The sequence below is a fragment of the Nitrosopumilus sp. genome, assembly GCF_025699255.1.
In the GTDB taxonomy this organism is placed as follows: domain Archaea; phylum Thermoproteota; class Nitrososphaeria; order Nitrososphaerales; family Nitrosopumilaceae; genus Nitrosopumilus.
On sequence record NZ_JAILWA010000007.1, the window covers coordinates 1 to 23,784 of the forward strand.

Annotated in this window: 33 protein-coding genes and 2 tRNA genes; 16 read left to right on the forward strand and 19 right to left on the reverse strand. The window is 32.5% G+C overall.

Features of this window, described 5'->3' with window-relative positions; all coding sequences use genetic code 11:
- Positions 1–148 precede the first annotated feature (148 nt).
- Positions 149–1,003, forward strand: a complete 855-nt coding sequence (locus tag K5781_RS07070; protein ID WP_297442166.1) for a hypothetical protein — start codon at positions 149–151, stop codon at positions 1,001–1,003.
- A gap of 89 nt (positions 1,004–1,092) precedes the next feature.
- Here the strand turns inward: K5781_RS07070 and K5781_RS07075 are convergent, their stop codons facing one another.
- Complete coding sequence (locus K5781_RS07075) at positions 1,093–1,407, reverse strand: DNA-binding protein (RefSeq protein WP_297442168.1); 315 nt, start codon at positions 1,405–1,407, stop codon at positions 1,093–1,095.
- A 119-nt stretch (positions 1,408–1,526) separates the two neighbouring features.
- On the opposite strand from K5781_RS07075, the gene K5781_RS07080 reads away from it, so the two are divergent.
- From K5781_RS07080 to K5781_RS07095, 4 genes are all read left to right on the forward strand, one after another.
- A tRNA-Leu gene (locus tag K5781_RS07080) sits at positions 1,527–1,627 on the forward strand.
- Positions 1,628–1,978: 351 nt separating this feature from the next.
- A complete protein-coding gene (locus K5781_RS07085) occupies positions 1,979–2,599 on the forward strand; it encodes a hypothetical protein (protein WP_297442170.1) in 621 nt (206 codons plus the stop codon).
- Complete coding sequence (locus K5781_RS07090) at positions 2,600–3,220, forward strand: HD domain-containing protein (protein WP_297442172.1); 621 nt, start codon at positions 2,600–2,602, stop codon at positions 3,218–3,220. It abuts the gene before it with no gap.
- Positions 3,221–3,296: 76 nt separating this feature from the next.
- Positions 3,297–3,473, forward strand: a complete 177-nt coding sequence (locus K5781_RS07095; protein ID WP_297442174.1) for a hypothetical protein — start codon at positions 3,297–3,299, stop codon at positions 3,471–3,473.
- A gap of 49 nt (positions 3,474–3,522) precedes the next feature.
- Here K5781_RS07095 and K5781_RS07100 read toward each other — a convergent pair whose 3' ends face one another.
- Genes K5781_RS07100 through K5781_RS07115 form a run of 4 tightly spaced genes read right to left on the reverse strand, consistent with a single transcriptional unit; the run spans position 3,523 to position 6,757 of the window.
- Positions 3,523–3,834 carry a hypothetical protein gene (locus tag K5781_RS07100; RefSeq protein ID WP_297442176.1) on the reverse strand — a complete coding sequence of 104 codons (312 nt, stop codon included), beginning with the start codon at positions 3,832–3,834 and terminating at the stop codon, positions 3,523–3,525.
- On the reverse strand, positions 3,831–4,811 hold the full coding sequence (gene hemB / locus K5781_RS07105) for a porphobilinogen synthase (RefSeq protein ID WP_297442178.1): 981 nt from the start codon (positions 4,809–4,811) through the stop codon (positions 3,831–3,833). Before hemB ends, K5781_RS07100 begins: the two co-directional genes overlap by 4 nt.
- Positions 4,812–4,841: 30 nt before the next feature.
- Positions 4,842–6,107 (reverse strand): glutamyl-tRNA reductase, encoded by a 1,266-nt coding sequence (gene hemA / locus K5781_RS07110; protein WP_297442180.1) that lies wholly within the window; start codon positions 6,105–6,107, stop codon positions 4,842–4,844.
- Entirely contained in the window at positions 6,104–6,757 is a 654-nt protein-coding gene (locus tag K5781_RS07115) for a bifunctional precorrin-2 dehydrogenase/sirohydrochlorin ferrochelatase (protein WP_297442182.1), read from the reverse strand. Before K5781_RS07115 ends, hemA begins: the two co-directional genes overlap by 4 nt.
- Before the next feature lie 103 nt (positions 6,758–6,860).
- On the opposite strand from K5781_RS07115, the gene K5781_RS07120 reads away from it, so the two are divergent.
- Complete coding sequence (locus K5781_RS07120) at positions 6,861–7,877, forward strand: Lrp/AsnC family transcriptional regulator (RefSeq protein WP_297442341.1); 1,017 nt, start codon at positions 6,861–6,863, stop codon at positions 7,875–7,877.
- On the opposite strand, the gene K5781_RS07125 is transcribed toward K5781_RS07120, so the two are convergent.
- The 11 genes from K5781_RS07125 to K5781_RS07175 all read right to left on the reverse strand — a co-directional run bounded on the left by K5781_RS07125 (position 7,874) and on the right by K5781_RS07175 (position 14,446).
- Positions 7,874–8,212 (reverse strand): hypothetical protein, encoded by a 339-nt coding sequence (locus K5781_RS07125; protein WP_297442184.1) that lies wholly within the window; start codon positions 8,210–8,212, stop codon positions 7,874–7,876. The genes K5781_RS07120 and K5781_RS07125 overlap by 4 nt on opposite strands.
- Before the next feature lie 6 nt (positions 8,213–8,218).
- Positions 8,219–9,217 (reverse strand): aldo/keto reductase, encoded by a 999-nt coding sequence (locus tag K5781_RS07130; protein WP_297442186.1) that lies wholly within the window; start codon positions 9,215–9,217, stop codon positions 8,219–8,221.
- 85 nt (positions 9,218–9,302) lie between these two features.
- Entirely contained in the window at positions 9,303–9,977 is a 675-nt protein-coding gene (locus K5781_RS07135) for a chlorite dismutase family protein (protein ID WP_297442188.1), read from the reverse strand.
- A gap of 45 nt (positions 9,978–10,022) precedes the next feature.
- Positions 10,023–10,235 carry a DUF167 domain-containing protein gene (locus tag K5781_RS07140; protein WP_297442190.1) on the reverse strand — a complete coding sequence of 71 codons (213 nt, stop codon included), beginning with the start codon at positions 10,233–10,235 and terminating at the stop codon, positions 10,023–10,025.
- 33 nt (positions 10,236–10,268) lie between these two features.
- A complete protein-coding gene (gene sufC / locus K5781_RS07145; protein WP_297442192.1) occupies positions 10,269–11,039 on the reverse strand; it encodes a Fe-S cluster assembly ATPase SufC in 771 nt (256 codons plus the stop codon).
- Positions 11,040–11,137: 98 nt separating this feature from the next.
- Positions 11,138–12,091: a TFIIB-type zinc ribbon-containing protein gene (locus K5781_RS07150; protein WP_297442194.1), complete on the reverse strand. Its 954-nt coding sequence runs from the start codon at positions 12,089–12,091 to the stop codon at positions 11,138–11,140.
- Entirely contained in the window at positions 12,088–12,357 is a 270-nt protein-coding gene (locus K5781_RS07155) for an H/ACA ribonucleoprotein complex subunit GAR1 (RefSeq protein ID WP_297442195.1), read from the reverse strand. Before K5781_RS07155 ends, K5781_RS07150 begins: the two co-directional genes overlap by 4 nt.
- A 74-nt stretch (positions 12,358–12,431) precedes the next feature.
- Positions 12,432–12,731 (reverse strand): signal recognition particle subunit SRP19/SEC65 family protein, encoded by a 300-nt coding sequence (locus K5781_RS07160; protein ID WP_297442196.1) that lies wholly within the window; start codon positions 12,729–12,731, stop codon positions 12,432–12,434.
- Between the two features lies 1 nt (position 12,732).
- Positions 12,733–13,116 (reverse strand): 30S ribosomal protein S8e, encoded by a 384-nt coding sequence (locus K5781_RS07165; protein ID WP_297442197.1) that lies wholly within the window; start codon positions 13,114–13,116, stop codon positions 12,733–12,735.
- Positions 13,117–13,184: 68 nt separating this feature from the next.
- Complete coding sequence (locus tag K5781_RS07170; protein WP_297442198.1) at positions 13,185–13,757, reverse strand: SMC-Scp complex subunit ScpB; 573 nt, start codon at positions 13,755–13,757, stop codon at positions 13,185–13,187.
- An 11-nt stretch (positions 13,758–13,768) separates the two neighbouring features.
- Positions 13,769–14,446 (reverse strand): chromosome segregation protein ScpA, encoded by a 678-nt coding sequence (locus tag K5781_RS07175; RefSeq protein WP_297442199.1) that lies wholly within the window; start codon positions 14,444–14,446, stop codon positions 13,769–13,771.
- A 94-nt stretch (positions 14,447–14,540) separates the two neighbouring features.
- Between K5781_RS07175 and K5781_RS07180 the strand changes: the two genes are divergently transcribed.
- Entirely contained in the window at positions 14,541–15,593 is a 1,053-nt protein-coding gene (locus tag K5781_RS07180) for an alcohol dehydrogenase (RefSeq protein ID WP_297442200.1), read from the forward strand.
- Positions 15,594–15,644: 51 nt separating this feature from the next.
- Positions 15,645–16,394: a response regulator gene (locus K5781_RS07185; RefSeq protein WP_297442201.1), complete on the forward strand. Its 750-nt coding sequence runs from the start codon at positions 15,645–15,647 to the stop codon at positions 16,392–16,394.
- On the opposite strand, the gene K5781_RS07190 is transcribed toward K5781_RS07185, so the two are convergent.
- On the reverse strand, positions 16,386–16,886 hold the full coding sequence (locus K5781_RS07190) for an AsnC family transcriptional regulator (protein ID WP_297442202.1): 501 nt from the start codon (positions 16,884–16,886) through the stop codon (positions 16,386–16,388). The genes K5781_RS07185 and K5781_RS07190 overlap by 9 nt on opposite strands.
- Before the next feature lie 67 nt (positions 16,887–16,953).
- Positions 16,954–17,517, reverse strand: a complete 564-nt coding sequence (locus K5781_RS07195; protein ID WP_297442203.1) for a YkgJ family cysteine cluster protein — start codon at positions 17,515–17,517, stop codon at positions 16,954–16,956.
- Positions 17,518–17,616: 99 nt separating this feature from the next.
- On the opposite strand from K5781_RS07195, the gene K5781_RS07200 reads away from it, so the two are divergent.
- Together K5781_RS07200 and K5781_RS07205 are read left to right on the forward strand one after the other, a co-directional pair.
- Entirely contained in the window at positions 17,617–17,928 is a 312-nt protein-coding gene (locus tag K5781_RS07200) for a translation initiation factor eIF-1A (protein WP_297442204.1), read from the forward strand.
- A 70-nt stretch (positions 17,929–17,998) separates the two neighbouring features.
- The gene (locus K5781_RS07205; RefSeq protein ID WP_014964711.1) at positions 17,999–18,190 is read left to right on the forward strand and encodes a cold-shock protein; all 192 of its coding nucleotides are present in this window, start codon (positions 17,999–18,001) and stop codon (positions 18,188–18,190) included.
- A gap of 88 nt (positions 18,191–18,278) precedes the next feature.
- Here K5781_RS07205 and K5781_RS07210 read toward each other — a convergent pair.
- Positions 18,279–18,405: transfer RNA gene (locus K5781_RS07210), tRNA-Tyr, on the reverse strand.
- Between the two features lie 109 nt (positions 18,406–18,514).
- Here K5781_RS07210 and K5781_RS07215 point away from each other — a divergent pair.
- From K5781_RS07215 to K5781_RS07240, 6 genes are all read left to right on the forward strand, one after another.
- Positions 18,515–19,126, forward strand: coding sequence for a hypothetical protein (locus K5781_RS07215; RefSeq protein ID WP_297442207.1), 612 nt, complete (start codon positions 18,515–18,517; stop codon positions 19,124–19,126).
- 34 nt (positions 19,127–19,160) lie between these two features.
- Positions 19,161–19,571 (forward strand): translation initiation factor IF-5A, encoded by a 411-nt coding sequence (locus tag K5781_RS07220; protein WP_297442209.1) that lies wholly within the window; start codon positions 19,161–19,163, stop codon positions 19,569–19,571.
- 117 nt (positions 19,572–19,688) lie between these two features.
- On the forward strand, positions 19,689–20,378 hold the full coding sequence (locus K5781_RS07225) for a diphthine--ammonia ligase (protein ID WP_297442210.1): 690 nt from the start codon (positions 19,689–19,691) through the stop codon (positions 20,376–20,378).
- Positions 20,371–21,696 (forward strand): signal recognition particle receptor subunit alpha, encoded by a 1,326-nt coding sequence (locus K5781_RS07230; protein WP_297442212.1) that lies wholly within the window; start codon positions 20,371–20,373, stop codon positions 21,694–21,696. The genes K5781_RS07225 and K5781_RS07230 overlap by 8 nt, the downstream gene beginning before the upstream one ends.
- A gap of 20 nt (positions 21,697–21,716) precedes the next feature.
- Positions 21,717–22,862, forward strand: coding sequence for a tRNA pseudouridine(54/55) synthase Pus10 (locus K5781_RS07235; protein ID WP_297442214.1), 1,146 nt, complete (start codon positions 21,717–21,719; stop codon positions 22,860–22,862).
- Between the two features lie 167 nt (positions 22,863–23,029).
- Positions 23,030–23,740, forward strand: coding sequence for a hypothetical protein (locus K5781_RS07240; RefSeq protein ID WP_297442216.1), 711 nt, complete (start codon positions 23,030–23,032; stop codon positions 23,738–23,740).
- Positions 23,741–23,784 lie beyond the last annotated feature (44 nt).

The window sequence follows — 23,784 nt, forward strand, 5'->3', positions numbered from 1 at the left end:
GACTGCAGCTAAAAAGAAACCTGCAAAGAAAAAGACTGCAGCTAAAAAGAAACCTGCAAAGAAAAAGACTGCAGCTAAAAAGAAACCTAGGAGATAGTTGTTCTAATCAAACTAATGTTTTATTCTAATAAATTACCCTTTAACTTACTTGATTTGTTTTAATATGAAAAAACGTGGATTAGTTATTGCAATTATTGGTTTAACATCTATTGCAATTATTTGTGGTTTGTTTTTAATGAATAATAATTCTGACACTCCTGAAATTTCTCAAACTTCTAATTCTACACAATGGACTCTGGTAAAAAATTCTGGCTCTATTTTTCATGTATTTATTCCTGCCATTTCTGAAAATAATTCTAATCCTCCTTCCAACTTAAAATTTGAATTAAATCCTGAAAATAATTTGCTGTATGATGAAATTCGGTATGATTCTACCCAAAATGCGATTGTAGTGTTGCCTCTTTTCACAGCATCGGCATATTCTAATCCTGGATTTTATTCATATTATACTGGAAATTGTGATGAATCTTGTTTAACTGTCCCTTTAGTTTCACACTGGAAATTTACATCAAGTGAAGCTGCAATTTTGACATTTGAGTTATTGGAATATCCTTTCACAAATGATTATTTGATATCTAAAAATCCTGAAATATTAAATCAATATGACGCTGTATTTTTATTACATAATGAGTATGTAACTAAATCTGAATTTGATGCAATATTGAATCACCCTAATGTAATCTATCTTTATCCCAATGCATTATATGCAGAAGTAATTTTGAATTCTGATGATACTATCTCTTTAGTTAAAGGTCATAATTACCCTTTAGATGAGATTAAAAATGGATTCGATTGGGAATTTGATAATTCTCCATTGGAATACGATACTGATTGTAATAATATAGAATTTTATGAAATTGATAATGGTTGGATGCTTAATTGCTATCCTGAAAATGGCTTTGATGTAAATCCCAAATTTTTAAAATCTTTGAAAGATTTTTGAAATAATTTTATTTTGGAATTGATTTTCATTCATTTCTGTATGTATGTCAGGAAATATAAAATAAAATAAAATGAATCTAGTTTCTATACTTATTGAGGATTAACATCCATCTTACCAAATTTACCTTTGGTTAGAGATACTTCTCCTTTGAACTCATTTGTATATCCATTTGTGATAACAACTGTATCTCCTACATTTACTGCTTTGATATCGTCTGCCCACAAAGTGAGTTTCATTTGGTCATCTTCAGTTTCACCGTTAGAAATTACTGCATCGCAGACATCTACTGTACCGCCACTTTTTAGATTGACAGTTCTAGGTTCTCCTTTGCTTTTAACAACAGCTTCAACATTAACTCCACTTCGCATTTTTTTTGCTTCGGAAATTGGTATGAATTCTGACATTGTTTTTGAAACCATTTTGCATGATTATAAGCTTTGTCAAATAATTGCCGTAAAATGGATCAGATTTTTAATTGTCTGAAATAGTAATCGAGAAATATCGGTCTATATTCAATCTCATTGCAGAGGTATCGAAGCCCGGTCAACCGAGAGGGACTCAAGATCCATCCAATAGGAAATCCCTTCTCTCAGGAGTTCGTGGGTTCAAATCCCACCCTCTGCACTAAATTTTCATTAAAATGAATTATTTTTGAAAAATTCTTGTAATTATGCTACAATTGTCTTTACTTTTGTAATTGAATGATCTGAAATCTGTTTATGCATGTCTGCAAGTTGGTCGTCCTTGAAAGATAGATTGCATCTATAACACTTCCAAACCATCTCAGACATGATTGTGTTAGGCATAAATTGCTTATAAGGATATTGCATGATTGATCCAATTTCTTACAATACATGATCATTGTTTTTAAAAAAATGTAATTTTTATAATTTTTTAGATCATAATGAAATTTTTTCATGACTAAATATGGATCCAAGGGTTTAGAAGATGAAAAAGTGATATGATTTTTGAAAGATGTTCGATATTTTTGAAATTTTTGGTAAATTTTCTTATTTTGGGATATTTCTTGTATTGATTGGAGTTAATGCATCTCCTATTCTTATGCCTCCAAGCTGGATTATTTTGACGTCATTTTATCTACTTGACCCTGCTTTGAATATTATAATTCTCTCTATGGTGGGAGCAACAGGAGCTACTCTTGGCAGATTTATTCTTAAACAGATTAGTGTTATTTTTAGAAGATTTGTTGCAGAAGAACAAAAATCAAATCTTGATGTGATTGGAGATTACCTTAATCAAAAAAAATACGGTTATGTGATTGCATCTTTTCTATTTGGTGCAACACCACTTCCAAGCAATATGCTGTTTATTGCTTATGGTTTAATGCGTGCAAAAAGCTTAGGTATCTATATTGGATTTTGGTTTGGTAGAACTATTTCGTATATTGTAATGATTTATTCTGGTAATGCCGTATTGACTCCTTTCTTGGAATTGTTTGAGGATCGTCTAACTGGAATTTTATTAATTGATGGTGCAGGAATAGGATTGATAATTCTTTTTGCCTCTATCAATTGGACCCTTTTAATTACTCAAAGAAAATTAAAATTTGTCAAACCAAAAATATGGAGATTCTAAATGAATGTGATTGATTCTCTCAAAAATGAGATTAAAGAGATGATGGATAACGATCCTGCACATGATTTTGAACACATAATGAGAGTATACAAAAATGCTCAAAAACTATGCAAACAAGAAAAAGTAAACAAAAAATTAGTTCTTTGTGCTACGCTACTACATGATGTTGTCTCTTACCCTAAATCAGACAATCGTTCAAAAAATTCCTCTATTGAAAGTGCAAAAAAATCTAAAACCATATTAAAAAAATATAACTTTTCAAAAGAAGAAATTATTATAATTTCAGATGCTATTCGTGATCATAGTTTTTCCCAAAATAAAATCCCTGTTACAATTGAGGGAAAAATACTTCAAGATGCTGATAGACTAGATGCATTAGGGGCCATAGGGATTGCAAGAGTTTTTGCTACTGGAGGTTCACTAAAACGACCACTATACAATATTGATGACCCGTTTTGTAAATCAAGAAATGTAAATGACAAAGTTTGGACCGTGGACCATTTTTATCAAAAATTACTAAAATTGGAATCTTTGATGAATACAAAATCAGGAAAAATAGAAGCAAAAAAGAGAACTAAGGTTCTCAAAGAATTTCTAAGACAACTTCGACAGGAAATTTAGGCATACAATTATTGATAATCAATTAATGTGGCGATATATGTGTGAATTCTAGTGTTTGGGAAATGGGATTTAAAAAATGACTACTGAATCTGATGAATATGAAACAATAATGATTGAATCAAAAGTAAGAGAAGGGGTTTTTCATAAAGTTGTTAAAGACTTGAAAAGTGGAAAAGCTGTTTCTTGTTCCTGTAAATGTTGGAGTAAAGGCAACAAACCATGTGTTGGCATGAGAACCATTGGTTATGAATAATAAATTTGTGGAATAATTTTACACACAAAATCTATCACAAAGCCAAAATTTAGCCATAATCTACATATCTGTCGTATCGTGTTTCAATTTCTTTATTTTCTCCCGCCTTTATTTTCTCATATTCTTCATTCTTTCTAAAGTTGATGTATTTTGTAATGTCTGCAAATTCTTCTTCTTCTGGGTATGATCCAAAGACCGGCTCGATTAATTTTAAATATTCTATGGTTTTTTCTCTAAATTCTTCTCTAGTCGGTTTTTTGATACCTTTCATTCTAAACCATACTGCAGTCCAACTTGCCCCTACAATATGTGGCAATAAATCAAATGCCCTTTGAATTTCAAAACGTTCATCGTTTCTCATGGTTCTTGAAGGAATTTGGAAGCTGATTTTGCAAAATATGTTACTATCATATCTGCTCCTGCTCTTTTGATGGAATGTAAAATTTCTAAAGTAATGTCTTTTTCATTCACATATCCTAATTGTGATGCTGCTTTTACCAAAGCATATTCTCCAGAAACACTGTATGCCGAAACTGGTACATTGTATTTTTTTCTAGTTTCTGCAATCAAGTCCAAATATGATAATGCAGGTTTTATCATGACAATGTCTACTCCTTCTTCAATATCTGTTTCTACTTCCATCATTGCTTCTCTTGCATTTGTAAATGGAACTTGGTATGTTTTTCTATCTCCAAACTTTGGAGCACACTCTGCTGCGTCTCTAAATGGTGAATAAAAGTTTGAACGATGTTTTGCAGAATGTGACATAATTGAAACATCTGTAAATCCTTCTTTGTCAAGTGCTTTTCTAATTGCAGCAACTTGTCCATCCATCATGGCCGAAGGTGACACTGTATCTACTCCTGCTTTTGCTTGACTAACAGCAATTTTTGCTAGAGTATCTAAACTGATATCATTATCTATTTTATCTCCTTGAATAATGCCACAATGTCCTGTAGATGTAAATTGACATAGACAAACATCTGCCATGATTACGATTTTATCTCCAAATTCTCCCCTGATCTGTGAAATTGCTTTTTGAACAATTCCATTATCGTCAAATGCTGAACTCCCTGCTTCATCTTTTTGTGATGGAATCCCAAATATCATAATTGCAGGAATTCCTAAATCGATAATTTTTTGAACTTCACCGTTTACATCCCCTAATGGTAATCTTTCAATCTCTGCCATCGATTCCACTTTTACTCTTTCTTTCAAATCCTCTTGAACAAATACTGGACAAATGAAATCTTTTGGGGAAAGAGTAGTTTCTTGTATTAATTCTCTCATTTTACCTGACGTTCTTAGTCTACGAAGTCGTCTAGTTGGAAATGACATGTTACAATTCCTTTTAGCTAAAATATAATCCTAGTCTGCCTGATTCTGTTTTTTATAGTCAAATAATTTACTGGCCAACTCTACAACATCTGGTTTACCTTGCTCTGATGCTTTTCTTATGTTATTCATTGGAGTTGCAACTATGCTTTCAACCACTGCTTTGGTTAACTCTTCAATAATTTTGATTTTCTTTTCATCTTTTTCATCTAACATTTGAAGTGCTTTCTGTAATTCTTTTTCTCTGAGATTCTCTATGTTCTTGAATACATCTTTTACCAGTGGTTCTGCATCTAATCTTTTCATTGAGGCTTCTAATACAGAAACCTCCTCATTAATTATATTTTCAACGGTTTTTACCTTGTTTAATCGTGCATTCATGTTCTTTTCTACCATTTCTGCAATTTGATCTAAATTCATAAGTTTGACCCCTCCAATGGTTGCTACTTTTTCATCTACTGTTCTAGGATTTGATAAATCTAAAATCATCATTCCTTTATCCTTATTTTTCATAGCTTCTGTGATTCTTTCATTAGTTACTAGAAAATATGGTGCAGTGGTTGCAACAAAGATTACATCATAATTATCAAATCCTGAAAGAACTGCTTCAAATTTAATTGGATTGCCTCCCATTGTTTCACAAAATGTTTCTGATCTTCCAATTGTTCTACTTGTAACATCAAATGCATATCCACGCCTCTGCAATGATTTGGCTACTAGTGTAGATACTTCACCCGTTCCAATAAGGAGAACTTTTTTTGTTTTTAATTCATCAATATTCTCTTCTGCTAGTTTGACTGCCATGGAACCTACAGAAATTCCTCCTGCACCAATTCCACTTGAATTCCTTATTCTTGTTCCAATTCTAATTGCTTTGTCAAATAGTGTGTTAAGATGCTGTCCTGATGCTTTTACTTCTCTGGCAAAAGTAATGGAATTTTTTATTTGACCTAGGATTTGTTCCTCGCCTAATACCATGGAGTCTAACCCTGATGTCAATTTCAACAAATGGTGTAACGCTTCTTGATTTTCTACAAATTCCACATTTTCATTAAATGCCTCTTCTTCTAGTCCTGTAATTGTGGCCCATGTTTTTTTGATTTTCTCTAAATTTTGAGTTTTAGATTTGCCAAAAAGTTCTATTCTGTTACATGTTTGAATAATGACACATTCGTCTAACCCTGAATCTTCTTTAAATTGCTCATATGCATTATCCAAATCTTTGATTGTAAATTGTTCTAAAATGTGGATTGGAGCATTACGAAAAGTTACACGTGCATTGATGATGTTTTGATTCATTTCCAGTTCCTCAATATTGTGATTGCTCGCTTTTCGGCTTTTTTTACCTGACCGTCTTTTATTAACTGATCAATCTCATTATCACTCATGATATTACGCAGGCATTTTCTTCTTTCTTCTTGGGTGAGTATGGTTTCTTTGGCTATTTTTCTAGAAATTTTTTGGATTTTGATTTGAGCAATATCTTCATTTGTTATGATTTTTTTGAAAACTTTCTCCGATCTGTCTTTAATTTTTTTGGCCATTGCCGGACTCTTGCCTCCTGTAAAAATTGCAATCTGTATCATATTTTGAAAATCTATTATTGCTGGGTTTGAAAAATCGCTTTCATCTGGATTATCTGAACTGTAAACAAGGATTTTTTTCTTTTTTGCGTCTGTTATGATTTTTTGATTTATTTTTTTATCATCTGTAGTTGTCATTATCAAATCTGGTTTAAATTCTGAAATAAATTTCGTATTTGAAATTTTTTGTTTTACAAATTTTATTTTCTTTGTTTTTACAAATTTGTTAATTTGAGAATTAATTAAATCACTGATTACTATGATGCTGCACTCTTGTTTTATTATGGAGTTGACTCTTTTTTCTGCCTCTTTTCCTCCTCCTATGATGATTACCTTTTTTCCTTGAAGATTAAAATCGACTATCATCGATCAAAGGGTCTATAGTTTCTATTTATGTATTAAAAATTAAAGCCTGGGATTCTAGCTACATTTTTAATTGAATGGCCAAGTTATTGAGTTATTGACTTCAATGGATGAATCTGATAAAGAACTTCTAAATGAAATTCAATGGACTTTTCCACTTGTGACTAGACCTTTTGATGCCATTGCTAAAAAATTTGATACTACTCCTGAAGAAATCAAATCTAGATTAAACCAATTAAAAGAAACTGGGGTTTTAAGACAGCTCAGTGCTATCTTTGATACAAGAAAACTTGGTTATACTAGTTCTTTAGTTGCAATGGAGATTGAAGATGATAAACTAGAATATGTTGCAAGTCAAATCAATCGCCATCCTGGTGTTAGTCATAATTATGAACGAGATCACCAATTCAACCTTTGGTTTACTTTGGCAGTTCCTCCAGGTTCTGATTTGAAAGAAGAATTAGAAAAATTCAATGTTCTAAAAGGAATTAAAAAAGTTAGAATGCTTCCCACTTTACAATTATTCAAAATTGGTGTAAAACTTGACATGGTTGATGAAAAGAAACATGATGTAGCCCCAACTGAGGAGAAAAAAGAAATTAAAAATGTAAAATTTGTTCCAACTGAAGAAGATAAAGACTTTATTCGTGAATTACAAAAAGATATGGATATTATTGATGAGCCTTTTGTAAATGCAGCAAAGAATCTTGGAATTACTGAAAATGAATTATTTGCAAAAATGAAGCATTACGAAGATATTGGTGTAATGAGGAGATTTGCAGCTATACTGAGACATAGACAAGTTGGGTTTACTGCAAATGGGATGATTGTTTGGAAAGTCCCTGAAGATAGAATTAACAAAGTTGGAGAAACTTTGGGCTCCTTCCCTCAGGTAAGTCACTGTTATGAACGACCAACATATGCTGATTGGCCATACAATGTATTTTCTATGATCCATTGTAAAACACATGAAGAGGCAAATGAAATGGCAAAAACCATTCAAGACCAAATACATGTTGACGAATACAAAATATTATTCAGCTCGCGTGAATTCAAGAAAACCCGTGTTGAATACTTTGTAGAAAATTCTTTTAGTTTAGAAGAAACTGTTCCTGCTTCTTAGAATTCATTCTCATCATGTCCTACCACATGGATTGTACAAAAATACTCATCATTCATGTTGCAGTAGTATAGAGAATCTTCTCCGCACTCTTTACATGGCGGTTTTTTATCCAATTCTGATAATTTTGTATGATACACTTTACTTCTTGATGTGATGTTTGAATTTTTGTAAATTCTGGTGATGTTTGAATAATATTCTAATTCTTCAGGGTTGAGAGTTTGTTTGTTTTTAATTTTTTTAATCATGGTTTCCCATTTTTTATATTTGCCAATTTTGGCAAGTTTCATTTTTTCAATTATCTCAACAGTTTTTTCTGAATCTATAGAATTGTTCATCTGTGATTAATTTGCTTGAGGTGTTGCTTTTAATTCGTACGAAGGCCAAGTATTGTACAATTCTTCCACCTCTTTCATATCTGAATCTGAAATATATTTTCCATCTGACATTTGGGCATAATTTACAATTTCCTCTTCACTGATCATTGTTGGAAGTACTGTTGCAAATCCTTTTTTTGTCATCATAAATTTCATTGCAAATTCTGTAATATTTAATCCGTTTCTCTCTGCAATTGGCCTGAATTGCTCTACTTTTTCCAGTGATGCTTTGAGCCATTCTCTTTTTCTAACTGCTCTATGATCGTTATCGTCAAATTTTGTATCTGCATTTACTTTTCCTGTTAAAATCCCTGATGCTTCAGGAACTCTGACTAAAATTCCAACATCTTTTTCTACAGCTTTTTCCATTAGTTCATTTCCTGGTGTTTGTTCCAATATGTTGTAAACAGTTTGAACTGCACTAAGATTTGGTTTATCCATTGCTTCCATACCTTCTTGCGTCCATCCAATTGCAGGACCTAGGGCCACCTGATATGTTTTGATAGTTCCCTCTTTGATGAAACTATCTAGTAAATTGAAAATAGAATCATTTCTTACATCTTTCAATTTTGGATTATGTACACCATACATGTCAACATGATCTGTTTGCAATCTCTCTAGACTATTTCTTAATGCCATTCTTGTATAATCTTCATCAAATCTTTGTGGAAGTTCTTTGTGTCCTATTTGTTCAACTTCACTGAAATCATAACCATACTTTGTCGAAATAACAATCTCGTCTCTCATATCTTTGAATACTTCTCCAATTAACTTCTCGCTAAGTCCTTTACCGTACAAATCCCCTGTCTCAAAGAAATTAATTCCTACATCGTAAGCTTTCTTGAGCATTATTTTTGCTTCATCTTCTTCAATCTTTTTGCCCCACCAATCAAGAGCAATTGCCCATGCCCCAAATCCTATCTCTGAGATTTCGATATCTGTTTTTCCCAGTTTGTTGTATTTCAAAACTATTTTTTGATCTGAAATTTCATCATTTATGTTTATCCAAGATTTGCACTCATGATATTTGATTTTTAAATTATCTGAAGGATTATCCCAAACTGGATATCATTGGGACAATGTCTTTTTTCACACACACTATCATAGGAATGTCGTTTTTAACATATGATGATACTTGTGTCTCTCTCAAATCCATAATTAGATCTTGAAAATCTCTAATATCATCTACCTCAAATGCAAGCATGAAATCTTCATCATGAATTCCAAATGAGTATGTTGTGTTGAGAACAACTTGTGGATATTTTTTACTCACTTCTATATGCTCATCCATTATTTCCTGACGTTTTTCTTTTGGAAGCAGGTACCATTCTCTTGTCTTAGTGAATGGATACACTATGACATGTTTTTTTGGATCAGTTCCAGTTACAAATCCATGGGCTTTTTGTTCTTGTACATAAAGAGATGGTCTTGTACATGACAAATATGTCCTAGAAGGAATAATGTATTTTCCAAATACTGTTTTGTAAATTTTTTCTATTACTTTTTGAATTTCTTCTACAGATTTCGCTGCAAACCAAAATAAAAAGTCTGCATCGTCTCTTAATCCTAAATTGGAATATGATCTAAACATAATTCCTGAATTATTGATTACATTTTCAACTTCTTTTGCAGATTCTTCTTTTGCCAGGTCTGCCATCCATCTCCATTTAGGGTCTACTTTGAAAAATGAGAAATTAAAATAATATTGATTGTTTTCTTCTGACATGTATTTTTCAATTTTGAAACCCTATTTAAACAAAAACTAGATTTTCTATTGTTGAATTTCAATGATCTTCTCAGATGATTTGTGACCTGATTTAATTTGGATTAAAGATGTTGATGTTTTGAAATGCTTGGCAATTTTTTTCATGATTTCTTTGTTTGCTTCTCCTTTGATGGGTTTTGATTTTATCCCAATCTTGATTTCATTATTTTTAATTTCTAAAAATTCTTTAGAAAATTCTACATGAACTTTGTAAATCAATAGTTTTTTAGAAAATTGTCTGTTTAAAATTGGTTAGGCTGATTGTTCTAAGGCCCATTCATAACCTTCTGCTTCTAATTTATCTGCAAGTGCTGCATCTCCTGTTTTCAATACTTGTCCTTTTGCAAACACATGAACAAAATCTAACTTGTCTAAGAATTTCAAAATTCTCGCATAGTGAGTAATTATGATTACTGTTGCATCTTTGGTAGATACTTTACTAATTGCCTGTGCTACAGCTTGCACTGCGTCAATATCTAATCCTGAATCTGGTTCATCTAAAATGGATATTTTTGGTTTTAATACTGCCATCTGTAAAACTTCTGCTCGTTTTTTCTCTCCTCCTGAAAAGCCTTCGTTAAGATACCTGGAAAGAAATTCTTCTCTTAATCCTACTTTTTCTAAATTCTCTTTAAGGTATTTTTGAAATTCTCTAACTGTAATGAATACTTCTCTGTCATCTCCTTCGAGAGCTTTACTTAGAGAATTGTAAGCTGTTCTTAAGAAATGGGAAAATCCTACTCCTGAAACTTCTGTTGGGTATTGAAATCCTAAGAATAGTCCTTTTTTTGCTCTTTCATCTGCAGTTAAATCTAAAATGCTTTCACCATCTAACAAAATATCTCCTTTAGTGACTTCATATTTTGGATGTGCAAGTAATGTGTAAGCTAATGTACTTTTACCAGAACCGTTTGGTCCCATAATGGCATGTACTTCTCCTGGACCTGTTTTCAAATTGACTCCTTTTAGAATCTCTTTTCCTTCTCTTGATACATGAAGATCTTTGATTTCTAAGACTGCCATGTTGCAATTCGCTTTGATTCTCTATATAATACCGACGAAATTTAGCTAATCCTAATCGTGATTTTTGATAATAAAATGAAAAGAGGGGGGGGGTATGATTAATTGGCCAGAGATGGTCTCAAAGTAATTTTGAGTTTGTAGCATGTTAGAATTTCTTTACATCTGTTTCTGATAGTAACTTCTGTAACTCCTGCAATACTTGACACGTCTCTTTGCAAGACATTTTGTCCAAGTAGAACAGATGCTACATACAGATATGCTGCGGCAATTCCGTTTGGAGCCTTTCCATCCGCAATACTGCTGTCTTTGGTTTTTTCAGCAATTTCTAAGGCTAGTCTTTCAACTCTAACCTCAGTTTGTGTCATATTTGCTATCTTTGAGATGTATTTGTCCATGGTTACAACTGGTGCATGTAATTGTCCCATTTCCATCACCATGGTTCTATAGTATCTAGCTGCAAGCTTTGATTTTGATTTAACATCTTTTGCTGGACAAATTCCTCGGCAAATTTCTTCTAATGATCTTACTACGTCACATTGTTTGCATGCCATGTAAATTGTAGCTGCAGTAATGCTAACTACTGATTTTCCCTTCACATCAACATGTCCATCCAAGTTTCTGTATATCATAGATGCAGTTTCCAAAACATTTTTTGAAAGATTTAGACCGTCACATGTTTCTCCCATTTTTGTTAAAACATTTGCCAATCGTCTCTCTCTAGGTGAGGAAACTCTTACTCTTTGTTGCCATTTTCTGAGATTGTGCATTTGATTTGCGACATCGTGGTTGATTGTTTTTCCACTAAAGTCTTTTGCACTAATTGAAATCTCAGTTGTTATTCCCAAATCATGTTGAGAATATGTTGTTTGTCCGGTTGCTCTTGCTAGCTTCATTTTGTCTTCGAAGTTTGAGCTAATTGTTTCTGGGCCAAAATCTGCTATCTGATCATCGACTACAACGCCGCAACCAGAACAGATAATTTCACCATTCTGCATGTCATCTACTAATGTAGATTTACATTCAGGACAGTTTTGTTTTTCTAGTACGTTCAATTTTTTCTTCTCCTAAATTTTTTTGATTTGTTAGCAGGAGATTCTTGAGATGCGAAAACATTTTTGCCAATGTATTTTTTGATATTGTTTGTTAATGGCGTTGCTGATGCATATGGTCTACTTACTGGACCTATCAGTTCATTTACTTTTGCAACTCTAGTTCCTCTTTCGTCACAGAGTATTTGTCCTTCAACTAATTCTGTTGATAGTTGAATGATTACCCTACCACTACCGGCTAGGTGCATTATTTCGCCTACCTCCTGCAATTAGAATTACTAATCATCGTATTCTTTTCATAGACTTCTGTCAACTTTACTTTAGCTAAGAGCTAGAATTGATTTTATTTTGACTGTTTGGATCTTTTTGCCACAAGCTTCTCTGAAATCTTGTTAAGAATTTTTGTCTTGGAGGATCCTTTTGGTACAATAACATATCCTGACCTAACAAATGGTCTTTTTGGAAATCTTACTTTATCATCTGATTCTGTTATTTCTAATCCACTAGCTTTCGTTGCATCCATCAATTCTTTTAATGAAGGGTCAAAAACACATTTTTCTAATCCAACTCTGCGACCTTTAGATTTTTTTAAATTCTTGTTGAAATAATCCAACCAGATTACGACATGCTCGTAATCTTTCATTTTATTCCTTTAGTAAAATTGCGTTGACGATTCCGTTTTGTCCTGGTTTTGAAACAACTCTGCATTTGCCTTCTGCTGTTTCTAGAATTGCACCTTTTGTAATGATGCCACGTCTTTTGTAATCGTTGTTTGTATCATTCTCTAAAACTTTGAGAATTTTTGATTTCTTCACTTTAGCTTCGCCTGTTGCTAAATTAACAAAATCAATTGACTTTAATGCTGTTTTTTTATTATCTCCACGAACTCTTCTTGTAACTGTAACTTGTGCAGCATTAATTGGTTCATTGGGATATCTATCAGTTTCATATTTTCTTCTAATTCTTAATGGAACTCTTCTACCACCAGTGATTTTACTTGTTGCTAAATTCTCTACGGATTTTCTCACGAAATGATCTCTGAACTACTCTAATTTATACAAAACGCAAAAAACTAGCCATAAAGTAAAAAATCTACTTAGTTTACTTCTGTGGTCATTTGAGGAGTTGCTGTTTGTCTGTTGGCTGTTTTTCTTACTTTGGAGAATAATCTTTGTTTTAGATCTTCAACATCTCCTTGAATACCAAAATATTTCTGAAACTTTTCAGTTGTAGTGTAAATTTTTAATCGCCCTACATTTTGATGTGTGATGTAGTCTAGTTGTCTTAATTCTTTGAGATGTGCATAAACTCCAGATCCTCTTGTTTCAACAAGTTGTTTTGAAGAAATAGGTTGCATGTATGCAATATATGATAATGTCTTTAGTGTTGCGTTTGGAAGAACAGGTTTTGATGCATATCTTTTAACTGTTGCACTATATTCTGGTTTTAATTGCATAACATATGATCCATCTGGAAGAATAACTATTTCTAATGCTTTGAATGCTGACTTGGTTTTTTTCATTATGTTTTGAAGTAATTCTGTTGTTTTTGTTCTGGATTCTGTGCCTGAAGCCCTTATGATGTCTTCTATTCTTAATGGTCTTCCAGCTGAATATAGGGCAGCTTCTATTCTTGCTGTTGCTTCATCCATATTTTCAATTTTTGCCATTATTCATTTCCTCAATTTGTTAATTCTTCTTTCATGATGATAATTTTGATATCGTCTTCTACTTGCTCAAGATCTACCTTTTGATCTCTTGCCAAGAACAATGCTGCAAAGAAACATCTGATTGAATCCACTTGGTCAAGGTCTGCAATAATATCTTGTAACAATCCAAATCCCGTAGGTGTTAATTTTTTCATTATCAAATCCTCGTATTTTCCTATGATGCTCTCCAGAGAAATAAAATATTCTTGAAAGTCTGGTGCAACAATTGGTTCAATCTCTAATTGTTTATTTCTTCTTGATTGTGGGTTTGCAATAGTTCCTATGAGATTTTGTAGCAGTCCCAAAAGATCATCCAAAGATACTGGATATGTTGATTCGTGTCTGTAAGGAATGTCGATTAATTCAATATCGACATCTGTTCTTTGATGCATTGGTTTTTTCTCCATAGCTGCTTTTTGTAAAGCAAAAATACTTTCTACTTTCATTCTGTAAATTAATGATGATGATAATGCAGCCATCCCAGCTACTTTGAGATCTTTCTTACCTGTTTTTTCAAGAATCTTAATTAACAAATTTAGAATTTGGATTAGGTCAATCTCCCAAACATCTTTTTTTACAACTGATGCTGGACTAAATAGAATATTCACTGGTTCCTGAGAAATACTATTGGGAGTTTGCGCTTCACTCACATAATTTCTCTTTGATTATTCAATAATATCTAAGGGCTCTATTTTTTTCTCACATCCAGTCAACTCTTATATTGTTAGTAAAGAAAACTGATCTATGAAATCTGCTCGAATTCCAGCCCCAAATGAACCTCTAACTATATCTGAATCTGAAAATCCAAAACCTCAAGGAACTCAGGTTTTGTTAAAGGTAAAGTCTGAGGGTGTCTGCCATAGCGATTTACATTTGTGGGAGGGTGGATATGATCTTGGTGATGGCCAATTTTTGAAAGTTACTGATAGAGGAGTAAAATATCCTGTTACTCCTGGACATGAAATTGTAGGAACTATCGAAGAAATTGGAGAAAATGTCTCTAATGTTTCTGTAGGTGATGATGTTCTAGTTTTCCCTTGGATGGGTTGTGGAGAATGTCCTGCATGTAAAGTAGGAAATGAAAATTTGTGTGATACTCCTAAATCAATGGGTCTTTTCCAAAATGGTGGATATGCTGACTATACTTTAATTCCTGATTCTAAATATTTGGCAAAACTTGATGGTGTAGATCCTGACGCTGCTACATCCCTTGCTTGTTCAGGATTAACTGCATATACTGCAATCAAAAAAGCAAATCAAAACTCTCCTGAGTTTATAGTAATTGTTGGAGCTGGTGGATTAGGATTGATGGGAGTTCAAATTGCTAGTGAAATTACTGATGCAAAAATCATCTGCGTAGATTTAGATGATGCAAAATTAGAAACTGCAAAAGAAATGGGTGCTCATTTTACTGTAAACTCTAAAGATCCTGAAACTGTTCAAAAAATTCTTTCAATATGTAATGATAAGGGAGCTGACAGTGTAGTTGATTTTGTAAATGCTCCTCCAACAGTAAAAACCGGTTTGGCTGTTTTAAGAAAACGAGGAAATCTTGTGTTAGTGGGATTATTTGGTGGTTCTATTGAATTATCTCTTGTAACCATTCCTCTAAAGTCGATTGTTATACAAGGTGCATATACTGGAAATTACAATGATATGGTAGAACTTCTTGCTCTTGCAAGAAAAGGCTCAATCAATCCTGTAATTTCTAAAAGGTATTCTCTTGATGAGGCAAATACTGCTTTGGAGGATCTTAAAGCACGAAAAATTATTGGTCGTGCTGTAATCAATCCTTGATTCTATATTCTACTACAAAATTTTATAACATTAAAAAATTCACTATCGATATTGGATACTAAAACAAGCTGTGAAGTTGCTTTAACTCATTTAAAAAATAAACAATTCATCACTGCTCATAATTTGTTCCTTAACCAAGCAGAATCACTAAAAAAAACTGAATTTTTAAAATCTGCATTATTGTATATGCTTGCAGGCGAATGTAAACAAAGACAAGGAAAAGACTCTGAAAATGAAATCAAAGAAGCAAGTGATTTATTCTTAAAATATTCTAATGGAAAAAATTCAACAAATGTAAAAGGTGCTTTACTCTGTGCTTCAAAATGTCTTTTGAGTTTAGGTGAATTTGACAAAGCAAAAGATGCATATCAAAAAGCTAAAACAATTATTCAAACATCTGTTCAAGTGACAAGACCTGTTGTAATTATTGATGATAGTAAAGCAATTGCCATGAAATTAAAAACATATGTGCAAAAACTAGGTTATTCGGATATTAGTATTTTCGAAAATGGAAAAGATGGTGTTAAGGGTTGTAAGAAAATATTTTCTGAAAACAAAGAACCTGTTGTTCTTTTAGATATGGGATTGCCTGATCTTGAAGGTGATGTAGTTGCAACAAAATTGTTGAAAGAAAAGATTAGCTTACAAATCATCGTTATTACTGCAGATGAAAAAACAACTTCTCGTGTTAACAAAACGATTAGTACTGGAGTCTCTGCTTTTATTCAAAAACCGTTTACTCTTGATGAGCTAAAAAAAGCAATAGATATTGCAGAATCAGAATATTCTTTATTACAATAACAATAATGACATATTCAATATGTTGACATCTTTAATGTCAATTTCATTTATTCTGTAGTCGATTAACTCATCTGAAAATTTTTCTACTATTTTTTGTGAAGTGTTTGTTTTTTCAGAATTTACTTGTAATAACACTAACATATTCCACTCTCCTTCCATATTTGACACTAGAAGATAATTATCCAATTTTGTAATGAAATCTTTAATCGAATCTTTTACTGCTTCAAGAGATTTGGAAGGTTTTAACTTCATTAAGACTGCTTGATATTCGTTAATTCCTGACACGTCTGTAAGAACTGCTTTGTATCCTTTTATGATGCCACTTTTTTCTAAACGTTCGATTCTTTTTCTAATCGTTCTATCTGAAACATCATGTCCTGATTTTTTTAATTCAGATGCAATTTCTTTTGATGGCGTTCTTGCATTATTATTAAGAATCTCAATAATCTTTTGATCAACTTTGTCTAGATTTGACCATGCATCTTCGCTCATGTTTTTTTAAAGTTGTAATGCCTTTTGAATTTTTGTATGGGTGTATGCTAATTCCTATTTGTGGGATTTATTCCTCTAGAATCCACCCTGATTCCATTTCTTCCTGATCTTCTTTTTCTCCGATATTTGTAGCATATCTCCAAATGAAACCTGTGTCTGGAATCATTTTTTCTTTAATTTTTAAAAGTGATTCTATTTCTAAATTTAGATTACTATCTGCATCATTATTTTCTTTACAGAATTTACATTTTTGATCAAGTGATATTGGATTTATTTCAATCAGCGGGTATGCTGAACATGCAAGAGGCCTTTCATTGTAAATTCTACACGGAAATCCTCCATGTGGTGATTTTTCTGTACCTTCTATATTCAAGAATGGACAAGTGTTGCCATTTTTTTCTGAACCCATTAACTGATATGCTAAAATTTTTGTAGGCTGCATATCTTTTTTGTGTGAAATTCCTATTCTTGGTAAGATTTTGATTTTAATCTTATTTTTTGTTGCCAGTCTTTCGATTCTTTCTTTTTCTTCAGGAAGAATTAGTACACCTATTTTACCAAATTTTTTGCTAGGATAATATTCTCTTTCAATACAGCATTGAGAGCATTCTTCAATACATCGAAATTCCATGTAGTTTTTCATATGACTGGTTAAAAATCTCTTATGAATTCGCCGTATTTTGTTTCAAAAAACCCTACCAGTTATATGCTCATTATGATAACATGCTATATGGGAAAGCGTCAAGTAAAAAACGAAAGTGCTCTTAAAGAAATTAGATTGCCTGAAGAAGGTGAATTATTTGGCCGCGTCTTGAAAATGATGGGTGGAGAAAATGTCATGATAAAGTGTGATGATAATGTTACCCGACGTGGAAGAATTAGAGGGAAACTAAAGAGACGAGTTTGGATCCGAGATAATGATATTGTAATTATTGCACCTTGGGATTTCAACGATAATGAACGTGGTGATATTGTTTGGAGATTTACCCTTCCTCAAGTTGAATGGCTTAAAGCAAATAACCATATCCCAAAAGATTTCTAATTTTTAGTCTTTGACTAAATTCTCTTTTGATGCTTTAGTTAATATAGTCAGTTAATTGTTTGAGAATCAAATGGAACAAGGCACCGTAAAGTGGTTTAACCGTACTAAGGGCTTTGGTTTTATCGAAAGAGAAGGTGGAGACGATCTATTTGTTCACAAATCAGATGTTGACGGATTCATTAACGAAGGCGATAAAGTCGAGTTTGTAGTAGGCGAAGGTCAAAAAGGACCAGCTGCACAACAAGTCAAAAAAACAGCATAGGCAATTAGTTTTTTAATTTAAGATTTCATCTTTGTTTTCTTAAACAGTCTATCTTTTTATTATTTTTAAAATATTTTTCAAAAAATTGTGGTCCCGCGGGGCGGAATTGAACCACCGACAACCCGGTTTCTGTATGCCTGATATGCTGTTATTCGGTCAGCCATCTAAAGCCAACAACTACAGCCGGAAGCTCTACCAGGCTGAGCTACCACGGGACAAAAAAACGATGAACTCTGCTATTAAAAAACTATCGTAGATGAAATTATCTAATTGATCGTTATGATCTCTAAAGCATAAATACTCTGAACAATTGTTGATGGTATTATGTCTAAACTAGCATTGTCTTATTCTGGGTATGTATGTGCTCCATATTTGCATAATCATGAATCCGTTGAACTTAAGGAATTATGGACAAATTCAAAAAATATTGAAAAATTATTCTTTGTCACTGGAACCTTTTCTAATGAAAGTAAGCCATATTTTTCGGATGCCACTAATCATTATCTTTTAGCCAAATTCAAAGACAGCGAACAAATCTCAAAGGATCTTAGTAAACATAATCAAGAAAAAACATCATTTGTATTCAACATTAAAGACGATCTATTTCAAAGAGAAGTTGAAGGTGAAACAAATTTTGTTTCTGTTTATTATTTAGAATATGGAGATGATGGTGATGATTTGCATGAAATAGCAAATCTTTTACTAAAAAGAGACAAAATCGAAATAGCTGGTCTAGGAAATATGAACACATTTTGTTTAAACACTTCAAAATTTACATTTCCTTATTCTGAAAATATTGTGGTAATAGAAGTTGCAAGTGAGAAAAGCCATCAAAGTGTAAAAAAATATTGTGATCAAACAAGACGAGATATTACTCGAAAAGGAATGATTATGACCAATTTGATGAGTCTTTCTATACTTGATCAACTAAAGTAGAAAAGTTAAATATTCGACGAAAAACTGTTTTTGCATGAGTAAACCATCTGATCTTGGTTCATTGAAAATCGGTTCATACATTCTATTGCCTCATTCTGATCAACCTAGTGGCGAACCATGTAGAATAGTCGAATATGATACTTCAAAACCAGGAAAACACGGTGCAGCAAAAGCAAGAATTGTTGGAGAGGGGATTTTTGATGGACAAAAAAGACCTCATGTTGGCCCCGTCAGTATGCAAATCCATGTTCCAATGATTAACAAAAAAGTTGGGCAAATTATCTCAATAAATGGTGATACTGTCCAAGTTATGGATTCAGAAACATTTGAGACCATTGATATTTCTTTGATTGATGAAGAGGTTCAAGGGAAATTAGAAAATGGTCAAAATGTAGAATACTGGGTTGTAATGGATAAAACTAAAATCATGCGCATTAAAAACTAATGCGGATGCTGATGATGAGCGGAAAAGCCGTCTGATTTTGTGATGAGGATTATGAGTAATGAAGCGTCCTTTTTCAACAAACTTAAAAAATTTGTTGAATTGAATCTTTTTTAGATTATGAAATTAGCTTCTCTTTTTTCAGGTGGTAAAGATAGTATGTATGCAACATATGTTGCACAAAATCAAGGACATGAAATTAAATGTCTATTGAGCATATTTCCAAAGTCTGATGAAAGTCATTTACTTCATCATCCAAACATTACTTGGACAAAACTTCAATCACAATCTATGCAAATTCCACAACTAACAACTGTTTCAAATGATGATCAAACTGATAATGAATTATCTTTGTTAGCAAATCTATTGCAAAATGCAATAGATGAATTTCATATAGAAGGATTAGTTCATGGAGGAATTAAAAGTAATTTCCAAAAAGAGAAATTTGAAAAAATTTGTTCCAAATTAAATCTAAAGGTATTAGCTCCTTTATGGGATGCTGAACCTGTAACATACATGAATAAATTAATTGATTCTAAATTTGATTTTATTATGACTACTGTATCTTCTGATGGCTTAGATGATTCTTGGCTAGGTAAAATTATATCAAAATCTGATGTTGTTATGCTGAAATCACTATCTGAGAAATTTGGTTTTAATTTAAATTTTGAAGGTGGAGAGGCAGAAACTTTTGTAATTAATTGTCCTCTATTTTCACACTCGATCAAAATCAATCAATCTCAAAAAAATTGGGATAATTATAGAGGAAGGTTTGAAATAGTGGATGCGGAGTTGAACAACCATGCTTGAAGGCCTAAAGAATAGTTTGGGGGATGCAATTAAGAAAATTGTAAAATCCTCTGGAATAGATGAGGAATTAATCAAAGAACTTTCAAAAGATGTTCAAAGGGCATTATTGCAATCTGATGTTAACGTACGTCTCGTACTTGAAATTACTAAACATTTGGAGGAGCGTGCTCTGAATGAGACTCCTCCCCCAGGGCTTTCTAGAAAAGATCACATTGTAAAAATCTTGTATGATGAATTATCCAAACTACTTGGCAATGAATCTGAATTTGATTTTAAGCCTGGTAAACAAAATAAAATTATTTTACTTGGAATTCAAGGTAGTGGTAAAACTACTGTGGCATCTAAACTTGCCAAATTTTTAACTCGACAGGGATACAAAGTGGGAGTAATTGGTGCTGATACCTACAGACCTGGGGCACTAGTTCAATTGAAAACCATGTGTGAAAAATCCAATGTTGAGGTTTATGGTGAAGAAAACAACAAAGATTCTCCAAATATTGTAAAGAATGGTTTAAAACATTTTGCTGGTCAGCCTTTGGATATCATCTTAATTGATACTGCTGGTCGTCATAAAGAAGAACAAGATCTACTTGCAGAAATGGATAGAATAAACAAAGTTGCAGACCCCGATCTTGCTTTGTTGGTAATTGATGGTACAATTGGACAACAATGTTTCAATCAAGCAGAAGCGTTTCATAAAACTATTCCAGTAGGTGGTGTAATAATTACAAAATTAGATAGTTCTGCAAAGGGAGGAGGTGCATTGGCTGCATCAGCAGCTACAGGAGCTCAAATAATGTACATAGGAACTGGAGAACGAATTGATGATTTAGAAAAATTTTCTCCTACTAGATTTGTTGGACGATTACTTGGAATGGGCGACATTCAAGCTGTTTTGGATTTAGCTAAAAGATTAGAAAATGAAGGTGATGATGTTCGAATGAAAAGAATTTCTAGTGGGAAAATGAATATGGATGATTTCTTTTATCAATTAGAAGAGGTGACCAAAGTTGGTTCTTTGCAAGGTTTGCTTGACAGTATGCCTGGTTTGTCTGGAATGGTAAAAGGTGATCAAGTTGATCAAATGGAAGGTAGAGTATCCAAATGGAGATATATTATTCAAAGTATGACCAAAGCAGAAAAAGCTGATCCTGATTTACTTAACTCCTCACGAATTAAAAGAATTTCAAGAGGCTCTGGTTGGCCCGAAGGTGAAGTCAAAGAATTGATCAAAAATTATAAAAATTCTAAAAATATGATGAAAGCTTCAAAAGGTCGCCAAATGCAAGGAACTCTTAGAAAATTAGGATTAGGATAATTTTATCCCTTTTCTCAAACATGTCTAATTATCAGGAAATTGTTCCTACGGCAAATAAAATTTTAAAAAAATATGATTTATGTGATCATTGTTTAGGTAGATTGTTTTCCAAACAATTACATCTTTCATCCAATAAAATGTTAGGAAAAAAACTAAAGAAGAATTTTAATTCGTTACAAAAATGTTACATTTGTAAAAACCTCTTTGAAAATCTAAATCATTTTCTAAAACTAATGCTAAATGTTTCTTCATCTTATTCTTTTACAACTTTTAGTGTGGGTGCTATCATCAAACCTTCTATTGTAGATAGAGATGATTCAGTTCGTTCCCAATTCAAACTCAAAGGAATTGATAGCATAAAAACAGACATTACAAAAGAACTTGGTAAATTATTTGTAAAAAAAACAAAAAAAGCAATAGATCATGTAGACCCTGAAATTACCTTTACTGTTAATTTGAAAGACGAAACATGTGACCTGCGTTCAAAATCTATCACTCTATCTGGAAGATATATGAAAACAAAACGAGGTTTTCCACAAAAACAAAAATCTTGTGATAACTGTTCAGGAAAAGGTTGCAGGGTATGTCATTTTCATGGAATTGCTGAATTTGAGAGCGTTGAGGGTACCATATCTCAATTTATTTTCAAAAAATTTGGTGGAACCACCGCTAAATTCACTTGGATTGGAGGTGAGGATAAATCAAGTTTAGTACTTGGAAAAGGAAGACCTTTTTTTGTAAAAATACAAAATCCCTCTAAACGAAAAACAAGCCTTCCGGATACTAAAATCAATTCAATAAACCTGTCAAAAATGAAATTGGTTAATGAATCTCCTAAACAATCACTAAAATTTATCTCTGTTATACGTAGCAAAATTTTTTCAGAAATGCCTGTTGATTCAAATCTTCTTAAAAAATTAAAAGTTCTCACTAAGAATCCTGTGGTTGTTTATGACAAATCAGGGAAACGTTTAGAGAAAAATATTCTTCAAATAAAATACAAAAAAATCTCGTCAAATACCTTTACTTTGATTATTGAAGTTGAAGGAGGTTTTCCAATCAAACGATTTGTTATTGGTGATGATGTTAATCCTGGAGTTTCTAAAATTCTTGAAACTACTTGTATGTGTAAGGAATTTGATTTTCTAGATATTCAAGTACAATGATAACAATTAACTAGCACTAAATCTTATGAATATTCATGCCAATGAGAAAAAAAGGTAAACACATGAGACACGCTGATCAAAGAGCTGATACACGCAAAAAAAAGAAAGCTGGTAAACCTCGTTCCTGATCTAACCAACATTTTTACATTTAGAATTATCGAGGGATTATGTTGGATCCATTAATTCGTTTTAAAGACGCACATGCTAAAGGTATCATTCCTGATGATGTCTTTGAGTTAACAATGAAACGATTTCCAATAACTATAGCTGGAATCAACAGAATTGAAAAAGCATCTGGCATACAATATCCTATTGCTTATGTTGAACCCTCTCTTGTATTGTCTTCACCTAATCCTAATTCATATGAATTTGGGATTTTATTTGCTAGGACTATTCCTATATTGTTTGAAGAAAAATTTCAGGTAGTTATCCAAATATCTGCTCCTTTAGTTGCATATGGTCTAAAAGGAACCATTCATGCAATTTTGGCTCATGAGTTTTTACATTTTTTAGATTTGATGAGAAAAATATCTAAAATGGAACTCCTATCAGATGAACTTTCAGGAAATTTGTTTGAAAATGTTTACAGCGATGAAACCCGGTTGTTTGAACCTCGTGTTGTGTTTAAAGACCGTACTTTGTTGAATCATATTACAAAGAAATTTCCAGCTGGTTTTCGTGATTTTAAACTTGAGGATAAAGTGATGAAATTTTGGGCAGACAGAAATCTTCCAAAATCAAACATATCTCTAGATACAAACACCGTAAAATTATCTGCAGAATCTCTTTCAAAAATAAAACTTGATCCTACCTTTATTGCTAAATTAGAACAACTAGAAGAAAAAAGTTCAAAAATTCATAAAAGAAAACTATACTGACAATTCAGATTTAGAATTCATACAATTGGATGAAACTTTTCTCA